This is a genomic window from Mycolicibacterium tusciae, from assembly GCF_002086795.1.
In the GTDB taxonomy this organism is placed as follows: Bacteria; Actinomycetota; Actinomycetes; order Mycobacteriales; family Mycobacteriaceae; genus Mycobacterium; species Mycobacterium tusciae.
In genome coordinates this window covers 91,415-112,037 of record NZ_MVIM01000001.1, presented here as the reverse complement: position 1 = coordinate 112,037, position 20,623 = coordinate 91,415, and the positions used below count along the sequence as shown (strand labels likewise).

At 66.4% G+C, this 20,623-nt stretch carries 21 protein-coding genes; 15 read left to right on the top strand and 6 right to left on the bottom strand.

What is annotated here, in order from left to right:
• Position 1: 1 nt before the first annotated feature.
• Genes BST47_RS00500 through BST47_RS00485 form a run of 4 tightly spaced genes read left to right on the top strand, consistent with a single transcriptional unit; the run spans position 2 to position 4,576 of the window.
• On the top strand, positions 2-514 hold the full coding sequence (locus BST47_RS00500) for an FxsA family protein (protein ID WP_083123246.1): 513 nt from the start codon (positions 2-4) through the stop codon (positions 512-514).
• The gene (locus tag BST47_RS00495) at positions 515-2,113 is read left to right on the top strand and encodes an amidohydrolase (protein ID WP_083123245.1); all 1,599 of its coding nucleotides are present in this window, start codon (positions 515-517) and stop codon (positions 2,111-2,113) included.
• Positions 2,106-3,803 (top strand): apolipoprotein N-acyltransferase, encoded by a 1,698-nt coding sequence (gene lnt, locus BST47_RS00490; RefSeq protein ID WP_107528807.1) that lies wholly within the window; start codon positions 2,106-2,108, stop codon positions 3,801-3,803. The genes BST47_RS00495 and lnt overlap by 8 nt, the downstream gene beginning before the upstream one ends.
• Complete coding sequence (locus BST47_RS00485; protein WP_083123244.1) at positions 3,800-4,576, top strand: polyprenol monophosphomannose synthase; 777 nt, start codon at positions 3,800-3,802, stop codon at positions 4,574-4,576. Before lnt ends, BST47_RS00485 begins: the two co-directional genes overlap by 4 nt.
• Before the next feature lie 7 nt (positions 4,577-4,583).
• Here BST47_RS00485 and BST47_RS00480 read toward each other — a convergent pair whose 3' ends face one another.
• Positions 4,584-4,919, bottom strand: coding sequence for an RNA polymerase-binding protein RbpA (locus BST47_RS00480; protein ID WP_014213284.1), 336 nt, complete (start codon positions 4,917-4,919; stop codon positions 4,584-4,586).
• A gap of 135 nt (positions 4,920-5,054) precedes the next feature.
• Here BST47_RS00480 and BST47_RS00475 point away from each other — a divergent pair, with 135 nt between their 5' ends.
• The 6 genes from BST47_RS00475 (at position 5,055) to BST47_RS00450 (ending at position 9,699) form a co-directional block, all read left to right on the top strand.
• Positions 5,055-5,384, top strand: coding sequence for a hypothetical protein (locus tag BST47_RS00475; protein ID WP_083123705.1), 330 nt, complete (start codon positions 5,055-5,057; stop codon positions 5,382-5,384).
• A 54-nt stretch (positions 5,385-5,438) separates the two neighbouring features.
• Positions 5,439-6,701: an alpha/beta hydrolase gene (locus BST47_RS00470; RefSeq protein WP_083123243.1), complete on the top strand. Its 1,263-nt coding sequence runs from the start codon at positions 5,439-5,441 to the stop codon at positions 6,699-6,701.
• A gap of 79 nt (positions 6,702-6,780) precedes the next feature.
• On the top strand, positions 6,781-7,494 hold the full coding sequence (locus BST47_RS00465; RefSeq protein ID WP_083123242.1) for a hypothetical protein: 714 nt from the start codon (positions 6,781-6,783) through the stop codon (positions 7,492-7,494).
• Between the two features lie 294 nt (positions 7,495-7,788).
• The gene (locus BST47_RS00460; protein ID WP_083123241.1) at positions 7,789-8,364 is read left to right on the top strand and encodes a hypothetical protein; all 576 of its coding nucleotides are present in this window, start codon (positions 7,789-7,791) and stop codon (positions 8,362-8,364) included.
• Positions 8,365-8,386: 22 nt separating this feature from the next.
• Positions 8,387-8,773, top strand: a complete 387-nt coding sequence (locus BST47_RS00455; RefSeq protein WP_083123240.1) for an ArsR/SmtB family transcription factor — start codon at positions 8,387-8,389, stop codon at positions 8,771-8,773.
• Entirely contained in the window at positions 8,773-9,699 is a 927-nt protein-coding gene (locus BST47_RS00450; RefSeq protein WP_083123239.1) for a cation diffusion facilitator family transporter, read from the top strand. The genes BST47_RS00455 and BST47_RS00450 overlap by 1 nt, the downstream gene beginning before the upstream one ends.
• On the opposite strand, the gene BST47_RS00445 is transcribed toward BST47_RS00450, so the two are convergent.
• Positions 9,689-10,366: a hypothetical protein gene (locus BST47_RS00445; RefSeq protein ID WP_083123238.1), complete on the bottom strand. Its 678-nt coding sequence runs from the start codon at positions 10,364-10,366 to the stop codon at positions 9,689-9,691. The genes BST47_RS00450 and BST47_RS00445 overlap by 11 nt on opposite strands.
• Before the next feature lie 75 nt (positions 10,367-10,441).
• On the opposite strand from BST47_RS00445, the gene BST47_RS00440 reads away from it, so the two are divergent.
• Genes BST47_RS00440 through BST47_RS00430 form a run of 3 tightly spaced genes read left to right on the top strand, consistent with a single transcriptional unit; the run spans position 10,442 to position 15,935 of the window.
• The gene (locus BST47_RS00440; RefSeq protein WP_083123237.1) at positions 10,442-11,950 is read left to right on the top strand and encodes a carboxylesterase/lipase family protein; all 1,509 of its coding nucleotides are present in this window, start codon (positions 10,442-10,444) and stop codon (positions 11,948-11,950) included.
• 60 nt (positions 11,951-12,010) lie between these two features.
• The gene (locus BST47_RS00435; protein WP_083123704.1) at positions 12,011-13,975 is read left to right on the top strand and encodes a primary-amine oxidase; all 1,965 of its coding nucleotides are present in this window, start codon (positions 12,011-12,013) and stop codon (positions 13,973-13,975) included.
• A gap of 4 nt (positions 13,976-13,979) precedes the next feature.
• Positions 13,980-15,935 carry a DUF7064 domain-containing protein gene (locus BST47_RS00430; RefSeq protein WP_234809553.1) on the top strand — a complete coding sequence of 652 codons (1,956 nt, stop codon included), beginning with the start codon at positions 13,980-13,982 and terminating at the stop codon, positions 15,933-15,935.
• Between the two features lie 85 nt (positions 15,936-16,020).
• Here the strand turns inward: BST47_RS00430 and BST47_RS00425 are convergent, their stop codons facing one another.
• From BST47_RS00425 to BST47_RS00415, 3 genes are read right to left on the bottom strand one after another with little or no spacing between them, the layout of a single operon-like run.
• Positions 16,021-16,347, bottom strand: coding sequence for a YnfA family protein (locus tag BST47_RS00425; protein ID WP_083123703.1), 327 nt, complete (start codon positions 16,345-16,347; stop codon positions 16,021-16,023).
• Positions 16,347-17,249: an SCO6745 family protein gene (locus BST47_RS00420; RefSeq protein WP_083123235.1), complete on the bottom strand. Its 903-nt coding sequence runs from the start codon at positions 17,247-17,249 to the stop codon at positions 16,347-16,349. Before BST47_RS00420 ends, BST47_RS00425 begins: the two co-directional genes overlap by 1 nt.
• A 15-nt stretch (positions 17,250-17,264) precedes the next feature.
• Positions 17,265-17,993: a FadR/GntR family transcriptional regulator gene (locus tag BST47_RS00415; RefSeq protein ID WP_083123234.1), complete on the bottom strand. Its 729-nt coding sequence runs from the start codon at positions 17,991-17,993 to the stop codon at positions 17,265-17,267.
• Between the two features lie 124 nt (positions 17,994-18,117).
• On the opposite strand from BST47_RS00415, the gene BST47_RS00410 reads away from it, so the two are divergent.
• Together BST47_RS00410 and BST47_RS00405 are read left to right on the top strand one after the other, a co-directional pair.
• Complete coding sequence (locus BST47_RS00410; protein ID WP_083123702.1) at positions 18,118-18,633, top strand: gluconokinase; 516 nt, start codon at positions 18,118-18,120, stop codon at positions 18,631-18,633.
• Positions 18,633-20,090 (top strand): GntP family permease, encoded by a 1,458-nt coding sequence (locus BST47_RS00405; RefSeq protein WP_083123233.1) that lies wholly within the window; start codon positions 18,633-18,635, stop codon positions 20,088-20,090. Before BST47_RS00410 ends, BST47_RS00405 begins: the two co-directional genes overlap by 1 nt.
• Positions 20,091-20,099: 9 nt before the next feature.
• Here BST47_RS00405 and BST47_RS00400 read toward each other — a convergent pair whose 3' ends face one another.
• Positions 20,100-20,609, bottom strand: coding sequence for an RDD family protein (locus BST47_RS00400; protein ID WP_083123232.1), 510 nt, complete (start codon positions 20,607-20,609; stop codon positions 20,100-20,102).
• Positions 20,610-20,623 lie beyond the last annotated feature (14 nt).

The window sequence follows — 20,623 nt, the reverse complement described above, 5'->3', positions numbered from 1 at the left end:
CATGGCGATGCGGCTGCTTGTTCTGTATTGGGTCATCGAGCTGGCGGTGATCGTCGCGCTGGTGTCGACGATCGGCTTCGGCTGGACGATGTTGCTGCTGCTCGGCACCTTCATAATCGGCATAGCGCTGGCCGGATCCCAGGTCAAACGGCATTTTCGACGGCTGCGCTCCGGCATCGACCCGGCCTCGATGCACGGGGCGGCGGCCGACAGCGTGCTGGTCGCGCTGGGCACCGTGCTCGTCGTCATCCCGGGTTTGGCCAGCTCCGTCATCGGCGCCCTCCTCCTGCTGCCGCCGACACGGGCGGCCGCGCGTCCGATGGTGTCGGCCATGGCCGCGCGTCGCATGCCGCTGATCACCGTCGCGAGTGCTGCCGGTTACCGGGCGCCGCGCGGTGACTACATTGACGGCGAGGTCATCGATGTCACCGTCCCCCGCGAGCGGGTGGGCCCCCAGCTTGCGAGGAGAGTGCCCCCAATCGAGCCTGCTGCCGTGGAGCGCAAACCCGACTAAGTGACGACCCTCCTCCTGAACGGCCGGGTGCACAGCCCGGCGATGCCCGACGCGTCCGCACTGGCGGTGCGCGACGGGGTCGTGGCGTGGCTGGGCAGTGACGACGTGGGCCGCGCGCAGTATCCCGACGCGCAGATCGTCGACCTGGATGGCGCCTTCGTCGCGCCGGCGTTCGTCGACAGCCACGTCCACCTCACCGCGAGCGGACTGACCCTGATCGGGCTGGACCTGCGGCGCGCGACCTCGCTGCGGCACTGCCTGCAACTGCTCGGTGACTACGCCCGTGCCCACCCGAAAGGTGCGGTATGGGGGCATGGCTGGGATGAATCCGGCTGGCCCGAGCGGACCCCGCCGAGCACCGCCGATATCGATGAAGCGGTCGGCGACAGGCCCGCATACCTGGCCCGGGTCGACGTCCACTCCGCCGCCGCCTCGACCGCACTGCGACGACTCGCACCCGGCCTGGAGGGCGCGCACGGTTTTTCCACCGAACAGCCGCTCACCGCCGACGCACACCATTTGGTCCGCGCGGCCGCACGCGACGGGCTGACCACCGAGCAGCGACGGCACGCGCAGCTGGCCGCCCTGGATGCCGCCGCCGCACTCGGCATCGTCGCGGTACACGAATGCGCGGGCCCGGAAATCGGTGGCCTCGACGACTGGAACGAGGTGCGTGGCATCGAGCACGGTGTCGAGGTCGTCGGCTACTGGGGTGAGGCGGTGAGCAGCGCCGCCGAAGCGCGGGATCTGATCGCACGCACCGGTACCCGGGGACTGGCCGGCGACCTGTTCGTCGACGGTGCGCTCGGCTCACGCACCGCGTGGCTGCACCGCCCCTACCGCGACGCGCCAGACTGGTGCGGCAACGCGTATCTCGATACCGACGCGATCGCGGCACATCTGGGTGCCTGTACGGAAGCGCGGATCACCGCGGGGTTCCACGTGATCGGCGACGCGGCCGTCGGCGCCGTGGTCGATGCGTTCGAGCGCGTCGTAGACCGATTCGGCGCACCCGCGGTCGCCGCGTGCGGACACCGCCTCGAACACCTGGAGATGGTGACCGAGGATCAGGCGCACCGGCTCGGAGTGTGGGGAGTGCTCGCCAGCATGCAGCCCAATTTCGACGCGCTGTGGGGTGGCGGACACGGCATGTACGCCCAGCGCCTCGGGGCCGAGCGGTCAAGATCGTTGAATCCGTTTGCGCTGCTAGCATCCCAAGGCGTGCCACTCGCTTTCGGCTCCGACAGCCCCGTCACCAGCATGAATCCGTGGGCGACGATACGTGCGGCGACACAGCATCAGACTCCGGGTAGCGCACTGTCCGCGCGTGCTGCGTTTGCCGCGGCCACCCGTGGCGCATGGCGCGCCGCCGGCGTGCGGGACGGCGCGACCGGCACCCTGGTGCCCGGCGCCCCGGCAAGCTACGCCGTCTGGGACGCCGACGAGCTCGAGGTCAGCGCGCCCAGCCAGTCCGGGTCTGCTGCGGTGCAGCGCTGGTCGACCGATGCACGCTCACGCGTACCCGCGCTACCTCGACTCGACGACGCAATGCCGCGCTGTCGCCAAACCGTGCACCGAGGTGTCGTCATCCATGGCTGACGACGTGCGTCCCGCCACCCTCGACGACGACGCCGACGACGTGGCCGACGAACCGGCCGAGCGTCGTTCGCGCGCAAAGCGGTTCGGTCACGCTGTGATCGACCGCCTGCCCCAGCTGGGCGTCGCGATCGTGGCCGGTCTGGCGCTGTGCCTGAGCTTCCCGCCGTTCGGCTGGTGGTACCTGGCTTTCGTGGCGTTCGCGTTGCTGTCATGGGTGCTGACCCGCGAAACAACCACTGTCGCAGGCGGATTCGGCTACGGATTCCTTTTCGGGTTGACCTTCTACCTACCGTTGCTGCCGTGGATCAGCGGGTTCGTCGGTCCGGTTCCGTGGCTGGCGCTGTGCATGCTCGAGGCACTTTTTCCCGCCCTGTTCGGCGCGCTGGCGGTCACTGTCCGGCGGCTGCCGGGCTGGCCACTGTGGTTCGCGGGGCTGTGGGCCGCGCAGGAGTGGCTCAAGTCGACCGTGCCCTTCGGCGGATTCCCTTGGGGCGTCGTGGCCTACAGCCAGACCGAAGGGCCGCTGGTATCACTGGTACAGGTGGGCGGCGCACCGTTGTTGTCCTTCGCCGTCGTGCTGATCGGATTCAGCTTGGCCGCAATCACTCTGGAGATCGTGAAGTGGTGGCGGTCAGGCAGTGCCAGGACCGCAAGGCCGCCTGCGGTGGTGATCCCCGGGGCATGCGTCACCGTCGTCCTGTTGCTGACCGCGCTCACCGGGCCGCAAGTCCGGCACTCGGGCATGAGTGCGGACGACGAACAGCCGGTCACGGTAGCCGCGGTTCAGGGGAACGTGCCCAGACTCGGCCTGGAATTCAACGCCCAGCGGCGCGCGGTCCTGGACAACCACGTCCGAGAAACGGAACGGCTGGCCGACGATGTGCGCGCGGGCCGGGCACAGCAGCCGATGTTCGTCATCTGGCCGGAAAACTCCTCAGATATCGACCCGCTGGCCAATCCAGACGCGAACGCGGAGATCTCGGCGGCGGCGGACGCCATCGACGCACCGATCCTGGTCGGAAGTGTGGTGGCGGCGCCGGGCTACACCAGGGACAACCCGGTCTCGAACAATTCGGTCATCGTGTGGAACCCCGAAACCGGTCCGGACGAACGTCACGACAAACAGATCGTCCAGCCGTTCGGCGAATACCTGCCGTGGCGCAGCTTCTTCCGCCTGTTGTCGCCATACGCCGACCGGGCCGGCTATTTCATCCCCGGCAGCGGCAACGGTGTGGTGCACGCCGCGGGCGTACCCATCGGGGTCGCCACGTGCTGGGAGGTGATCTTTGACCGCGCCACCCGCGAGTCGGTGCGAAATGGGGCGCAGATCCTGGCCGTCCCCACCAACAACGCCACCTTCGATGAGGCGATGAGCCGACAACAACTCGCCTTCGCGCGGTTGCGCGCCGTCGAACACGACCGCTACGTCGTTGTCGCCGGAACGACCGGTATCAGCGCGGTCATCGCGCCCGATGGACGTGAGCTTGCCCGCACCGAGTTCTTCGAGCCCGCCTACCTCGACGCCCAGGTCCGGCTGAAGACCCAGCTCACGGCGGCGACACGGTGGGGTCCGCTGGTCGAGGGAGTGCTGGCCGCAATCGGCGTTGGAGCTCTGATCGCCGCAATGCTGCACAATGGGAGTTTCGTCCGTCGGCTAGGAACGTCGACGAAAGGTAGAGGAGCTAAATGACGACGGGCCCGGGCCCCGGGGATCGCCCAAGTCAGCGCACGCTGGTCATCATCCCCACGTACAACGAGCGGGAAAACCTTCCGTTGATCGTCGGACGCGTCCAGGACGCGTGTCCCGACGTGCACATCCTGGTCGTCGATGACGGCAGCCCAGATGGCACCGGCGAGCTGGCCAACGAGTTTGCGCTCGCCGATCCAGACCGAGTGCATGTGATGAACCGCGCCGGCAAGGGTGGCCTCGGAGCGGCGTATCTCGCCGGCTTCGAGTGGGGCCTCGGGCGCGGTTACGGCGTACTGGTCGAGATGGATGCCGACGGCAGCCATCCGCCCGAACAACTGCACCGGCTGCTCGACCGTATCGACAACGGTGCCGACCTGGTGATCGGCTCGCGGTACGTCAAGGGTGGGGAAGTCCGCAACTGGCCGCGAAAGCGACTGGTTCTGTCCAGGACCGCCAACGGCTACTCGCGCATCCTGCTGGGTGTCGACATCCACGACATCACCGCCGGGTACCGCGCATACCGGCGCGAGGTGCTGGAGAAAATCGACCTGTCAACGGTCGACTCGAAGGGCTATTGCTTCCAGATCGACCTGACCTGGCGCACCATCAACAACGGGTTCGTCGTCGTCGAGGTGCCGATCACGTTCACCGAGCGTGAGTTCGGCCAGTCGAAGATGAGCGGTTCCAACATCCGCGAGGCGCTGTTCAAGGTCGCGGAATGGGGTTTCCGCGGGCGTCTCGATCGCGCCCGCGGCCGTGGCGTGACGCGCTAGCCGCCAGCTAGCCCCGGCGGCGAGCCTTGATGATGTCGAGGCGCTCCTTGAGCAGTTCCTCGAGTTCATCGACCGAGCGGCGCTCCAGGAGCATGTCCCAGTGGGTACGCGGCGGCTTAGTCTTCTTCGGCTCGGGCGCGTCGCCCTCGATCAGGGTGCCCTCCATGCCGTTGCGGCACAGCCAGGCGTGGGGGATCTCGGCGTCGTCGGCGAACGGGACGTCGAACTCCTCGCCGTTGTCGGTGCGGTAACGAGCAACCTGACGCGGCGCTAGGTCGTGGTTGCGGTCGGTCTCGTAGCTCACGGCCCCGAGGCGACTGCCTCTCAAGACGCGATCAGCCATGGTCCACACTCCTCAATCAATGCAAGTTGTCCGGAGAAACAACGCAGCGGCACGACACGCAGTTCCCGACTCGGCCTTTGATGATACCGGGATTCCCGTATCCGCCGGTTTACAGTCGGGTCCGTGGTCACCGTGTTGTCGAACCGCCGACGGTCTCAACCCTGTCGCTGGTGCGGGCGTGAAGTCGCAGATGCCGGGCTGGGCCGACGCAGGCAGTACTGCAGGCAGTCGTGTCGTCAGCGGGCCTACGAACAGCGATCCGTCGTCAGGGGCACCTCACTTGCACCCGATGCGGTGGTGCTGACCGCCGACGAGGCCGCGGAGCTCGCCGACCGCGTCTACCAGGTCAGATGTGCCGCCGAGGACGTATCGACCGCCGTTGAAGAGGGTGCGGACGGCACCGAGTTGCGGCAACTGTGCGACGCGCTGATGCGTGCGGCCAAGGCGGCCGACGGCTGGCGTTAGTTTCGAACCTTCTCGACGGGCTGCTCGTCGTTACGATGACCTGCAAACCTCCCGATGGGACCCGCCGTGACCTTGTCAACACCTGAGTCTTCATCCCCTCTGCCCACCTCGACCGGCGTGTGGAGGTTCGGACAGTTTGTGCTGGACACCCAACGCTATGAACTGCGATCAGGCGGAGAGTCGATCCGCGTCGAACCCCAGGTGTTCGATGTGTTGACCCAGTTGGTGAGCAACGCGCACCGATTCGTGTCGAAAGAGGAACTGTTCGATTCGGTGTGGGGCGGTCGCTTCGTCACCGAAGCCGCGTTGACGAGCCGCATCAAGGCCGCCCGCCGCGCACTGGGTGACGATGGTGAGTCGCAGCGTTTCATCCGGACCGTGCGCGGCCGCGGCTATCAGTTCGTCGGCACGCTCACCACCGACGAACCGCCGGCACCCGCGCCGCAGGAGATCGCGGTACCCGATGAACCACCGCCGCCACGACAGCACATCGCGTTCTGCAAGGCCGCCGACGGAGTACGGCTGGCCTACGCGGTGGCGGGGGAGGGCCCGCCGCTTGTGCGGGCAGCGAACTGGATGACCCACCTCGGGTACGACATCGAAAGCCCGGTGTGGAAGCACTGGGTGCGCGATCTGTCGAACAACCGCCAATTCATTCGCTACGACGAACGTGGGTGCGGGTTATCCGATTGGGAAGCAACAGATTTCACATTCGATGACTGGGTCACCGACTTGGAGTCGGTCGTGGAGGCGCTTGGCCTGACGCGCTTTCCGCTTCTCGGCGTCTCGCAGGGCGGCGCAGTTGCGGTGGCCTACGCGGCCCGTCATCCCGAAAAAGTCAGCCGCCTGGTGCTGTGCAGCGCTTACGCGCAAGGCCGTGCAGTTCGCGCGTCCGGCGAGGACGAAAAACGGGCCGCGGCGCTCGATCTCGAACTCGCCCGAGTCGGTTGGGGTCGTGATGATCCGGCGTTCCGGCAGGTCTTCGCCGCGCAGTTCATTCCCGACGGCACCCGCGCCGATTGGGCCGCCTTCGACCAACTGCAGCGGCGCACCACGTCGCCCGAGAACGCGGTGCGGTTCCTCGAGGAGTTCGGGCGCATCGATGTCCGCGACCTGGCGCGCGAGGTCTCGTGTCCGACGCTGATCATGCACTCGCGTGACGATCACCGGGTTCCGTTGCGCTTCGGTGAGGAACTGGCGTCGCTGATTCCGGATTCCCGCCTCGTCGCGCTGTCGAGTAACAACCACCTGCTGACCGCAACCGAGCCGGCGTGGCAGGTGTTCCGGGCCGAGATCGACGAGTTTCTGGCCGAATGAATCAGCTGCCGGACAGATCTCCACCCAATCTCCATGCATTCTTCATGTAACGCCGGTCGCGGAGATCCATGCTGGTCACATGAAGAAAATCACTCGCACTCTGCTCGTGGGTATCAGCGCACTCGTCGCGCTCGGCACCCTCTCCGCCTGCTCGGGCGGATCATCCAATCAAGCGACCTCCTCGTCGGAGACGCCGACCACCGCCACCACCACCGCCGCGCCGACCGCGTTCCCGGCCGCGGGACGCTACATCGCGGACATGACCGCCCCCGACGGCAAGACGATGACAATCGGCATCTCCGTCGACGGCGACCAGGTTGCGGCCTACGCCTGCAACGGAACCGACGACGAGGCGTGGTTCTTCGGCAACCAGGCCGACGGCAAGATAGACATCAAGTCGAGGTTCCGCGACACCCTCAACGCAGAGTTCGACGGCGCCAACGTCGAAGGCGACCTGAACATGAACGGCGTGGCGTATCAATTCACGGCGGCCCCGGTGTCCGGCGAGGCGGGCATGTACACCGCCGAACTGGACGGCATCCGGGCCTCCTGGGTCGTCCGCGAAGACGGATCGGCGATCGGCGTGCAGTTCGGCACCAGCAGCGTAGGTGACATCACGCAAGCGGAGATTCAGCAGCTCAACGACGCGCAGTTCCGCGCCGAGGTGCGCAGCAAGCGGCAACTGCAGCAGGCCCAGCAGATCACCCGTTTGTCCAACGGCAAGATGAGCTCCAAGATCAATGGGCAAGACGTGACACCGACCCTGGTCAACGGAAGTTTCCGACTCGGCTGACATCTCAAAGTCGTTGTCAGTCAACGGCCCTGCCGATGTGCCAATCACATCGGCAGGGCCGATGTCTTCGCATCATGCAGAATCAGAACCTACTGAGCCGACACGTCAAGGGCGAGCGGGTATCTGCAGCACCGGATCCGTTGCCGCAGAACTACTTTGGCGGCTCGTCGGCCGCGGCACTGCTGCGGCGGCATGGGGGTTGCTGACGAGCTGCTCGCCGAGGGAGGCGTCGCATAAGGGTCGACTGCGATCCGAGCTTTTGCCTCCACGCCGGTAGTTGGGTAAACCTGACTCGTGGACGAATGGTTCGAGCGCAGCCCATTCGTCGGCTTCGCGCCGTGGATTGTCTATTGGGTCGTCGCCGATGGTCCGAGCACGTGGATGTTCGGGGCGATCTGCGCGGTGATCTCGGCGCTGTTCCTGGGAATCTCCGCGGGCCGTGGAGGCGCGCGCATGCTCGATGTGGTGACGGTGGTGTTCTTCGTCGGGGTCACCGTCGCCGGCATGGCCGTCGGCGCCGAGGACCGCGACTGGATGGACACGTACGCGACCACGTTGTCCGGCGGAGTTCTCGCGGTGATGGCCGTCGGATCGCTGGCGTTCGTCCCCTTCACCCAGCAGTACGCGCCGCCGTCAGCGCCGCGACACGACTGGGAGAAAGCGGCGTTCCGCAGGACCAACCAGGTGCTGACGCTGATGTGGGCTCTCGTGTTCGCGCTCATCGCGGTCCTGGGATACGTCGCCGTCGCGGCGCCGGTCACGGTCAGCTGGACCAAGGCCGTCATCCCGGCGGTTGTGATCGTCGGCGCCATCGGCATGACCCAGATCTATCCAGACCGGGTGCGGGCCAAAGCCGAACCACACGCCTGAGCTCACGCGCTATTATCTGCGTATGAATGCAGATAAGCAGGTCTGCGGACGGCGGCTTGCCGATGACCAAGCCGACCTCGTTGTCGAGGTATTCAGGATGCTGGCCGATGCCACCCGTGTTCAGCTGCTGTGGGCGCTGGCCGATCGTGAGATGTCGGTCAACGACCTCGCGTCGCGGGTCGCCAAACCGGCGCCGTCGGTGTCTCAGCACCTGGCCAAACTCCGGATGGCGCACTTGGTGCGCACTCGCCGCGAGGGCACCCAGGTCTTCTACCGGCTCGAAAACGATCACGTCCGACAACTCGTCACCGATGCGGTGCACAACGCCGAGCACGCGACGGGCGGGGTCCCCGCGCACCACCTGGACGAGGGCGAACTGCGCGTCCTGCACGAGAAAGGTGTCGGGTAGTGGGGGTCGGACATTCCCACGACCACACAGATCGCGTCGACGATGCGCTGCGTGACAGCGCCGCGGGCATACGCGCGGTCAAGATCAGTCTGGTGATCCTCGGCACGACCGCGGCGGCGCAGCTGATCGTCGTCGCGGTATCGGGTTCAGTCGCCCTGTTCGCCGACACCGTGCACAACTTCTCCGATGCGCTGACCGCCGTGCCGTTGTGGATCGCGTTCGCGATGAGCCGACGCCCGGCAACGCGCCGGTACACCTACGGATTCGGGCGCGTGGAGGATCTGGCGGGCCTGTTCGTGGTCACGGCCATCGCCGTGTCCGCGCTCGTTGCCGCCGTCCAAGCCGTTCGTCGGCTCGTGGACCCGGTGCCACTGAATCATCTGAGCTGGGTGGTCGCCGCTGGCATCATCGGATTCATCGGGAACGAGGTCGTGGCGTTGTACCGCATCAGAGTGGGCCGCCGGATCGGATCGGCGGCGCTGCGTGCGGACGGAATGCACGCCCGCGCAGACGGTTTGACCTCACTGGCGGTGGTGGCGGGCGCGGTGGGCGTGTGGCTGGGCTTTCCCCTTGCGGACCCGATCGTCGGTTTGGTCATCGCCGGCGCGATCGGGGTCGTGCTGGTGATCGCGGCCCGGGATGTATTCGGCCGGTTGTTGGACCGCATCGATCCTGGATATCTGGACACCGCGCGCACCGTGCTGTCGCGGCAGCCGGGCGTGCGGGGAGTCCGGCGCGTCAGGATGCGGTGGATCGGGCATCGGCTGGAAGCAGACACCGAGCTCGACGTCGACCCGTCACTGAGCCTGGCCGACGCGCACGCAGTTGCCCACGCCGCAGAACATGAACTGGCACATGCCATTCCGAAGCTCGGTTCGGTGGTCGTACACGCCTATCCGGCTCACGAGCCGATCGTCAACAGCTGAATCTCTCGCCGATCTGCGGCGGAGCAGTGGCCGGCTGCAGGCAACCGAACGGTTCGATACCCGCGTCGCTGAACCTGACCGCCGTGTCGTGCGCGCGGTTGGCGCAGTACAGACCGACGGTGTCGACGCGGCACTGGTAGTCGCCAAAGCCCAGCGCCCGGCCGTAGGGCAGTTCGGGCCCGGTTCCCGCAGTGAACCTGCCGGGGTCGCCGCGCACCGATCCGACCTCGACACTCTGGCCGTCGAAGTCGACCCAGCCGCCCTTCCACTCGCCGTACGCGTCCTCCGGCTTCGGCGGCGGGTTGACGAGGTCGACCAAACACGCCAGGGCGCCACCGGCATATTTGGAGTCGGTCATGCAGTTGGTCTTGCCCGACGGTGTGACGAACGCGACGTCCGCGCCGAGATCGGTGGTCGTCCCGTCACGCACCGCGGTGTGGTACTCCGCGGCGTCGGCCGGATCACCCGCCTCGATCCAGGTGATGACGTCGGCCACCGGCGCGCCGGGGTCCGGCGGTTTGACGGGTGGCGTGGTCGTCGTGGTGGTAGTCGACGACGGCCTGCTGGTGTTGGGCGGTATCGGGGTGATTCGTTCGGCCCCGCCATCTGTCGAGGATGAACACCCCGCCACCAGTATCAAGATCGCGATCAGCCCGGCGAGTCGCATACCGGCCAGGCTAGCGGGCCGACTCGCCGACACCGTCCAGGCGCGGCGGCGGACAGCATTCGCTAACGTCGGGTGATGCACGAACACACGGTCCGCGCGACCATCGCCTCCGGCATCGTTGAGGGCTTCACGCGCGACGGCGTGAATCGCTGGCGTGCGATCCCGTACGCCAGCCCGCCGGTCGGTCGGTTGCGCCTGCGCGCGCCGCAACCCGTCCAGGCCTGGCCGGGCGTGCGGTACTGCCACGGGGTCGGCTACTGCGCACCACAGCAGCGCATGTACACCCTCCTCGCGCCGGGTAAGTACCAGCCGATGAGCGAGGACTGCCTGACGCTCAACGTGGTGGCGCCGAAGACTCTGCCGGATGATCCGTTGCCCGTCATGGTGTTCATCCACGGCGGCGGCTATTTCATGGGCAGCTCGGCGACGCCGATCTACGACGGTGCGGCGTTGGCACGCCAGGGTTGCATCTACGTATCGGTCAACTACCGGCTGGGACCCCTGGGATGTCTTGACCTGTCGTCGTTGTCCAGCGGCAGCCACACCTTCGACGACAACCTCTACCTGCGCGACCTCGTGATGGCGCTGCGCTGGGTGCGCGAGAACATCGCGGTCTTCGGCGGCGACCCGGAGAAGGTGACGATCTTCGGCGAGAGTGCCGGCGCCCACGCAGTGGCCACGCTGCTGGCCGTCCCCGCCGCTGAAGGCCTTTTCGCTCAAGCGATTTCCGAAAGTCCGGCCGCCGGAATGGTGCGCACGCCGGACATCGCGGCTGACTACGCGGCAAAATTCGCCGAGCTGGTCGACCCGAACGAGCCCGACGGCGCGGCAGCCGTGATGTCGGCCCGGCCGACGGAGCTCGTGACCGCGTTCGAACGGCTCATCGTCGCGGGCCAGCGCGAAATGCTCGGCGCGTTCGCGGCAGGCCCCACCAGCGGCTCCGAGTACCTACCCCTGGACCCGGTCGAGGCGATGCGCGAAGGGCATGCCCACCGCGTGCCGCTCATCGTCGGCACCAACGCCGACGAGGCCCGGCTGTTCGGCCGGTTTCTCAAGCTGTTGCCGATGACGGAGCCCATGATCGAGCGACTGCTCTCCGGAACCGAACCCGCTGAACGTGAACGCATTACATCCGCCTACCCCGGCTATCCGGACTCCGCGGCGTGTATCCAGTTCGGCGGGGACTTCGCGTTCGGGTCGGCGGCGTGGCAGATCGCGGAGGCGCACAGCAGACACGCGCCGACGTACCTGTACCGCTACGACTATGCGCCCCGGACGTTGCGGTGGTCTGGCCTTGGCGCCACGCATGCGACGGAGTTGCTCGCCGTGTTCGATGTGTACCGAACGACTTTCGGGAAGCTGCTCACCGCCGCTGCGGATCGCAAGACGGCATTGCGCGTCAGCGACGACATACAGGAGCGCTGGCGCGTGTTCGCCCAGACCGGGGTACCCGGTACCGAATGGCCTAACTACGCGGAGCCGGAGCGGGCAGTGCGGGTCTTCGACAGCCGGCCGCGCGTCGAATTCGATCCACATGCCGATCGCCGCCAGGCGTGGGAGGGCTTCACGCTGGCGGGCCGCTGAATCCGTAGCAGTGCCTGAAATCGCTGCGCATCCAACCGAGAATGTGGTTGCGTGAATCCCGTGGCTCACCCCCTGGATCCGCTCAGCGGCGACGAATTCACGGCGGTCGCGTCGATCTTGCAACGCGAGCACGGTGTCGGCACCAGAGCCGAAGGGTCGGCGACATCCGGCCTGGGCTGGCGGTACGCGTCCATCGAACTGATCGAACCCAGCAAGGCCGCACTGCGCGAGTTCGACAACGGGGGAGCGCCCCCGCCCCGCCGCGCGCGGGTGACCTGTTTCGAACGAGCGGCCAACGCGACCTACAAGAGCACGGTGTCGCTGACCGACGACCGGGTGGAGTCGTTCGAACACATTCCCGGGGTGCAGGCCAATTTCACTGTCGACGAATTCGCCGAGTGTGACCGGTTGCTGCGCACGCACCCCGACGTCGCGGCCGCACTGAACAAGCGCGGTATCACCGACATCGATCTCGTCTTCTTCGATACCTGGACCTATGGCAATGCGGTCGCGCCCCCGGAGTACCGCGACCGGCGGATCGGCTGGTCGGACACCTGGCTGAGAGATTCGGCAGGCGGCAGCCCCTATGCGAACCTCGTCAGCGGACTGCACTGCGTCATCGACCTCAACGCGATGGAACTACTGCGCGTCGAGGACACCGGTGGGGTCGAGAAGCCCGACGTGATGGGCGAATACGTGCCGAACATGATTCCCGAGGCGGTGCGTTCGGCGTCGCGCAGGGAGCCGCTCAAGCCGCTGCACATCGAGCAACCCGATGGCCCGTCGTTCACCCTTGACGGCAACCTGCTGCAGTGGCAGAACTGGTCGCTTCGTGTCGGCTTCAATCACCGAGAGGGGATGACGCTGCACACTGTCAGATACCGCGACGGCGACCGGGAACGCTCTGTGGCACACCGGATATCGCTTGCCGAGATGATCGTGCCCTACCGCGATTCGTCGGTGGACCACTACCGGCGGACCGCCTTCGACATCGGCGAGTGGGGTCTCGGGTTCATGACCACATCGCTCGAGCTGGGCTGCGACTGCCTCGGCGAGATCCGCTACCTGGACGCGGTGCTGCACAACAGCAGGGGCGAGCCATACACGATCACCAACGCCATCTGCATCCACGAAGAAGACAACGCGGTGCTGTGGAAGCACGTCGACCACACCATCGGCGCCGAGGTGCGCCGGATGCGCAGGCTCACGGTGTCGTCGCATGTGACCGTCGCCAACTACGAATACCTGATCTACTGGCGGCTCTATCAGGACGGCAACATCGAGTGCGAAATCCGGGCCACCGGAATCATGGTCACCACGCCGGTGGCTCCCGGTCAGCAGCACCCCAACGGCACGCTCGTCGACGAGCGCACCTACGCGCCTTATCACCAGCACTTCCTGGTCGCCCGGCTCGACATGGACATCGACGGCACCGACAACACCGTCGTCATGACGGAGTCTCACGCCGAACCGATGGGACCCGACAACCCGTACGGACTCTCACTCGTGACGCGCAGTATCCCGTTGCGCACCGAGAGCCAGGGCAAGCAGGACGTCAACTACGCGACCCAGCGCACCTGGAAGATCGTCAACCCCAACGTCGTCAACGGCATCGGCACGCATCCGTCGTACAAGCTCGTACCCGGCGGGGCGATCCCACCGATGTTCGACCCCGACTCGCCGGTGATCGAGCGTGCCAGTGTCATCGGCCATACTCTGTGGGTGACCCCGAACCATCCCGACGAACGTTGGCCTGCTGGCGAATTCGTCAATCAGTCGTCGACGGACACCGGCCTGGCCAAATGGACGCTGGCCAACCGTTCGATCGACAACACCGACGTCGTGATGTGGTACGTGTTCGGTATCCACCACATCACCCGGCCGGAGGATTGGCCGGTGATGCCCGTCGACATCGTGTCCTTCTGGCTCAAGCCGTTCGGATTCTTCGACCGCAATCCATCCCTTGATGTCGTGGGAACACCGCCCGACATGTGCCACACCTCGTCGACCAGTGCGCACCACTGACGTCATGGAGCGGCCGTCGGATCTGACGGCCGCGTGGCTGAGCGACGCGCTCGCCACCCCGGTCACGGATTTCACGTTCGAGCGCATCGGCACCGGGCAGATGAGCGAGTGCTATCGCGTCGAGTTGACCCGCGCGTCCGGGAACGACGGGCCGTCGTCGGTCGTGTTGAAGGTGGCGGCAACCGACCCCGCGAGCAGGCAGACCGGCCTGGCACTCGGGCTCTACGAGCGCGAGGTGCGCTTCTACACCGACATCGCGCCCAACCTCGGCGGCGGGCCGGTAGCGACCTGCTATTCCGCCGGCTTCGATCCTGAGACCGGCACCTTCCACCTCTTGCTCGGTGATGCCGCGCCCGCCGTCGTCGGCGACGAACTGCGCGGCGCGACAACCGAGCAGGCGATGCTGGCACTAGCCGAGCTGGCCCGGCTGCACGCACCGGCGTTCGGCGACGCATCGATGGCGCAGGCCGACTGGCTCAACCGCGATGCGCCGATGAACCAGGGGTTGATCGCCACGCTGTATGCCGGATTCCTCGACCGGTACGGGGATCGGATCGCGCCCGAGCATCGTGAGGTGTGCGAGCGCCTCGTCGGCAGCTTCGACGCGTATCTGGCGGCAGAGAGCGCCGCCGACCGGCTGATGGGCCTGGTGCACGGCGACTACCGGTTGGACAACATGCTCTTCGGTCAGCCGGAGGCAGACCGGCCGTTGACGGTCGTGGACTGGCAGACCGTCACCTGGGGCCCGGCCATGACGGACGTCGCTTACTTCCTCGGGTGCGCGCTGCCAAGTGATCTCCGCCGCGAACACTATGACGCGCTACTGCGGGCGTACCACGACGCTCTGGGCGCCGACACCGGAGTCAGTCTCGACGACGTACGTGACGGCGTGCGGCGGCAGAGTTTCTTCGGCGTGATGATGGCGATAGTGAGCTCGATGCTCGTCGCGCAGACGGAACGTGGCGACGAAATGTTCATGACGATGCTGTCGCGGCACGGCGACCACGTGCTCGACAGCGGGGCGTTGGACATGTTGCCAGACCCCTCCGAAGGCACTGCGGCGCAACCGCTCACGCCTGATCCCGCCGATGAGGAGGCCCACGCCGCGGGCGACGAACCGCTATGGAGCGAAAGCTGGTACTTCGACTTCGCCGACCCGCAGCAGGGCATCGGCGGCTGGGTGCGGCTGGGGCTGATGCCCAACGAGAACACCACCTGGGTGAACGCGCTGCTGTGCGGTCCGGACATGCCGACCATCGCGCTGCTGGATTTCGCGAACACCGGCGCCATCGACCTGGTCCTGGAGGCGACCGAACCGCTGCAGACCTACACGGTGACGGTGCGGGGGAGAGCCCAGGCCTACGACGACCCGTCCGCGCTCCTACATGGTCAGCCGGGCAGGCCCGTCGAGGCCACGATGGAGTTGATCTGGACGACCGTCGGCGTGCCGTACCAGTACCGGATCACCCCGCGATACGAGATCCCGTGCGCAGTGTCGGGCACGGTCACCGTCGACGGCCGCGAGTACGCGCTGAACACCGTTCCGGGCCAACGCGATCACTCCTGGGGGGTGCGCGACTGGTGGTCCATGGACTGGGTGTGGAGCGCACTGCATTTCGACGACGGTACCCATGCCCACGGCGTCGATCTCCGGATACCGGGCGCCCCGCCCATCGGCGTCGGCTACACCCAACGGCAGGGCGAGCCGCTGGTCGAACTGCAGGGCGTCAGTGCGGAGGCGACGTTCGCGGGCAACAATCTGCCGGCCACGACCACGATCACGTACATGCCGGGTGATCTCGTCGCGACCATCGACATCCGTGGACACGCACCGGTACTGCTGACATCACCCGACGGGCGGATCAGCCACTTCCCGCGTGCGTGGGCGACGGTCACCACCGCCGACGGGCGCACCGGAGTCGGCTGGGTGGAATGGAACCGCAACCAGCCAGGCACCTGAAACCTCCGCGAGTGGCCGTGTCTGTACACCAACACGCCGCGCAGGGCGGGCATTTTGGGGTCGCTCGCGGTCGACGAGTGCCCGCTCAGCGCGGGCCGTACATGACGATCCCGACGCCGACCAGAGCCACGACGGCACCTGTCACATCCCAGCGGTCGGGCCGGAAGCCGTCGGCGAGCATGCCCCACACCAGCGACCCCGCGATGAACACGCCGCCGTAGGCGGCAAGCACCCTGCCGAAATGTGGGTCGGGCTGAAACGCTGCGACGAACCCGTACGCCCCCAACGCGATGACGCCGGCTCCGATCCAGGCGAGCCCGCGGTGCTCCCTGACGCCTTGCCACACCAGCCAGGCACCCCCGATCTCCAACACCGCGGCGAGGATGAACAACGCAACCGATTTGACCACCATCACGTCGGCGGGCCTGCCGCGAGGTGGGCGCTGTCGTCGTTGAGGTCGTCACGGTTCAGGCCCATCGGCGTCGCCGCGGGCACATCGCCGGCGGCGCCCACTTTCCGGGTGATGGGCGTCAGGCCGCGGAAGAGCGTCTCGACCTCGGCATCGGTGAGCGCGTCGAGTGCAGTGAGCGCCAGTGTGTCGGTGGTGTCCTCGATGCGCTGTTTGAGTTCGCGACCCTGTGCGGTCAGCTCGTCGTGGTCGTCGAGGAGCCCGCGCCGCCACAAACTGTTGCGATGCTGTGCCCATTGATCGTCGTCGTAGTCGCGGCTACGCATGATCATTTCCTTCGGTACCCGGCCGGACACCGCGTGCAGGACGTTGCATTCGCGGCCGGAGAAGCCCAGCGACGTCAACACGGCCACATGCCCGTCGCCGCGCTGTTCGCGCAGCAGCGTCGCGGCATGCCACAGCTTGGCCAGCGGTTCGTCGGGCCAGTCGAGTGCCAGGTTGGCCGCGAACAGCGGGCGGCCGTCGAGGGGAGCGGTGCGCGCAGCCTTGGCGGCGAGATCAGCGATCGTGGCGACATCGTCGTCGGCGCCGACGCCGTAGCGGCGCAGCGCGTCGACCGCCGATTGTTGGCGCGCCCGCAGGGCGTCGGCCGGCGCAGCGATGTCCCATGCCGCGGGCAGCGCCTTCGCCACGCGGTGCGGGGCGAAGTTGTAGAAGGTCGCGGTCACCACGTCGGCAGGCACCACACCGAACGGCGCCGAGCGGGCGGCGAAGTACCCCATCCAGAAACCTCGATATCCGAGCCCATCGAGAGCGGCGCGAGCTTCCGGCGCGAAGTACGTCACGGCGTGTACCGGTTCGAGTCGGTCGAAGAAGCGCCGTGCGAGTCTGGGGTCCCTGTCCATGCCCTCAGTTAACCATTAGGCCTCTGGCTGGCCCGGGGGCGAAAACTCTTCGGTCACAGCGGATGCCGCCTCGTCGATGATCGCCCGCATGGCCCGTTCGGCAGCGGCCTCGTCGCGGAGTCTGATGGCACGCGCAACCTCGTCGTGCAGCGCGATGGCGGCGGGATTCGGGATGTCGGGCATCATGCCGTGGTGGGTCCGGCCGGTGAGCACCTCAGCGACCACCCCGTTCAGGGCACGGAACATCTCGTTGCCGCTGGCCTCGAGCATCGTTTGGTGGAAGATCTTGTCGGCCAACAGGTATGCGTCGAGGTCGCCAGACCGTCCATGCACAACCATGTCCGAAACCGCAGCCGCCATGATGCGGCACTGATGAGGGTCGGCGCGCCGCGCGGCGAGCGCCGCCGCGGCGGGTTCGAAGCCTCGGCGCAGCTCCGAGAGTGACAGCAGCTGTGCGGCCTTGTCGCCAGACTCGAGCCGCCACCGAATCACGATGGGGTCGAAGACGTTCCATTTGCTCGCGGGCTGAATCGTGATGCCCACCCGACGGCGGGACTCCGCCATCCCCATGGACTCGAGTACCCGAACCGCTTCCCGCACGACGCTGCGGGAGACGCCGTGCTGTGCACTCAACCCGTCGAGCGTGATGACCTGACCGGCCTGATATTCACCAGACACGATCGCGGTGCCCAGAGCGGAGAGCAAACCTCCGTGCAGAGCGCCGACGATTGGGTGAGAAACCACCTATACATCTTGTCATAGACTTTGCTGGCGTTATTAAAAACATATGATTGCGAAAGATACTTGAAATCGTATGATTATTGAGGCATGCTGTGTGACGTCAAGCACAATGGGGTAGGTGGAGAAGATGGCGTCACCAATCGTCGCAATGGGCGTCTCAGGTTCGGGCAAATCGACTGTTGGAGCGGCGCTGGCGCAGCGCCTTCGGGTGCCGTTCGCCGATGCCGACGACTTCCATCCGCCGGCCAACATCGCAAAGATGACCGCGGGCGAGCCGCTGAATGACGACGACCGGTATCCCTGGCTGGAGTCCATCGGGCAGTGGCTGGCCGAGCGCTGCGACTCCGGCGGTGTGATGAGCTGTTCTGCCCTGAAGCGAAAATACCGCGACCAGCTCCGCCGGCACTGCCCAAGTGTCGAGTTTCTCCATCTGAGCGGCACGCCCGAGGTCATCGCCAGACGCCAGGCCAGCCGCCCCGGTCACTTCATGCCTGCTTCGCTGTTGGCCTCGCAGTTCGAAACGCTCGAGCCTCTCGGCGATGACGAACGCGGCCTAACCATCGATGTCGACCAGAACATCGACGCCATCGTCGACACCTACGTCTCTCAAACCGTAACGCGCACAACAGAACAGGAGTTCTAGTGGAAGCAATCGAACCGGCATACGGTACCGCCACGCTCTTAGTCATCGCAGCGGTGGCAGTCGCCGTCCTGCTGTTCCTCATCATGAAGGTGAAGCTGCACGCGTTTGTGTCGCTGGTATTGGTGAGTGTGCTGACGGCACTGGCGGCCGGCATCCCCGTCGGCGACGTACCCGATGCGCTCTCCTTCGGGTTCTCGAACACGATCGGCTCGGTGGCCCTCCTGGTCGGCTTCGGTGTCATGATCGGCCGGCTCCTCGAAATCACTGGCGGCGCACAGGTTCTCGCCGACACCCTGATCGGTAGGTTCGGCGAGAAGCGTGCACCGTTCGCACTCGGCATCGCCGCGCTGATCTTCGGCTTTCCGATATTCTTCGATGCCGGTCTCGTGGTCTTCCTGCCGATCATCATGACGGTCGCGCGGCGCTTCGGCGGCTCACTCCTGCTGTACGCCTTCCCCGCCGCCGGCGCGTTCGCCGCCATGCACGCGATAGTTCCACCGCACCCAGGACCAGTCGCGGCCGCGGAGGCACTCGAGGCCAACATCGGGCTGACTTTGCTCGTCGGCGCGCCCGTCGCCGTCGTCTCCTGGTATATCGGCGCCTACCTGGTCTCCCAATTCATCGGGCGCCGCGTATATGTCGACATCCCCGAGGCACTGTTCGGTCCGATGAACGGCGGCCGCGAGGTGGTCACCGATCCTGATGCCGACGCTGACAACGACGGCGTTGGCGCGGGTCCAGGCCAGACGGTTACGCAGGCGCCCGCCCGGAAGGCGCCGGCGTTCGCGACAGTGCTTGGCATATTGCTGCTGCCGTTCTTCTTGATCTCGTTCAACACCGTGCTCAAGACCCTGACCACCGCAGGGGTGATCGAAGAAGGTGCGGCCTGGGCCGAGTACCTCATGCTGCTCGGGAACACCTCTGTCGCATTGCTCATCACGGTGCTCGCGGCGACCCTGGTGCTGGGACTGCGCGACCGGTCGATGGCCGGGGTCAGCGACATCTTCGACAACGCCCTCGGCCCGATCTGTACCGTCATTCTGATCACCGGCGCCGGCGGCATGTTCGGTGGCGTGCTGCGGCTGAGCGGCATCGGAGATGCGCTGAGCGGCTCACTGTCGAATCTGGGATTGTCCCTGATACTCCAGGCTTTCATCATCGCCACGTTGCTTCGCGTCGCCCAGGGCTCGGCGACCGTCGCGATTACGACGACGGCCGGCCTTCTTGGCGCCGCAGCAGCTGAGGCTAGCTTGAGCAGCTTTCATCTCACGCTCTTGGTGGTCGCCATCGCTGCGGGAGCCACGGTTCTCTCGCACGTCAACGATTCGGGTTTCTGGCTGGTGAGCCGCTTCTTCGGAATGGACGTGAAGACGACGCTGAAAACGTGGACGGTGATGGAGACGACGCTCGGCGTCACCGCGTTTGTGATTGCTCTGGGGCTGTGGGTCGTCACCTGACCCGAGGCGTCAACTCTTGAGGACCTGAGTTCCGCCGGCGAGCTCGTCGTGCTTGCCCTGCTTGGTCGGGCTGCCGTTGATGGTCACCGCGATGATGATGATCGCGACGACTCCCAGCAGACCGCCGATGAAAGGAATGATCGGCAGCAGCGTCCACGAATTGCGGATCGCCGACTGCGCGGGGGTCGGCTTGGGTGCGCCGGCCGGACCGTGGACGCTGAGGCCGAGCAGCTTCTTGCCGGGTGTCGCTCCGATGGAGACCTCGAACGCGACGAAGTACACGAAGGTGAGCACGCCGGTGAACAGGCCGGTCGCCCAGATATTCGACAACGTGTCCGTGAGGAAGATGAGGGCATAGCTGACGATGGCGACCAGGATGCCGTCGATGATTCGGGCCAGCCAACGCCAGAGCAATCCGCCGGGCTGCTGACCCCCGGCGGGCGGGTAGCCGCCTTGCTGGCCGTATTGGCCCGGCTGACCGTATTGGCCCGGCTGAGGGTTGTACTCGGGGGTTGTCATTTCGCACTCCTCGC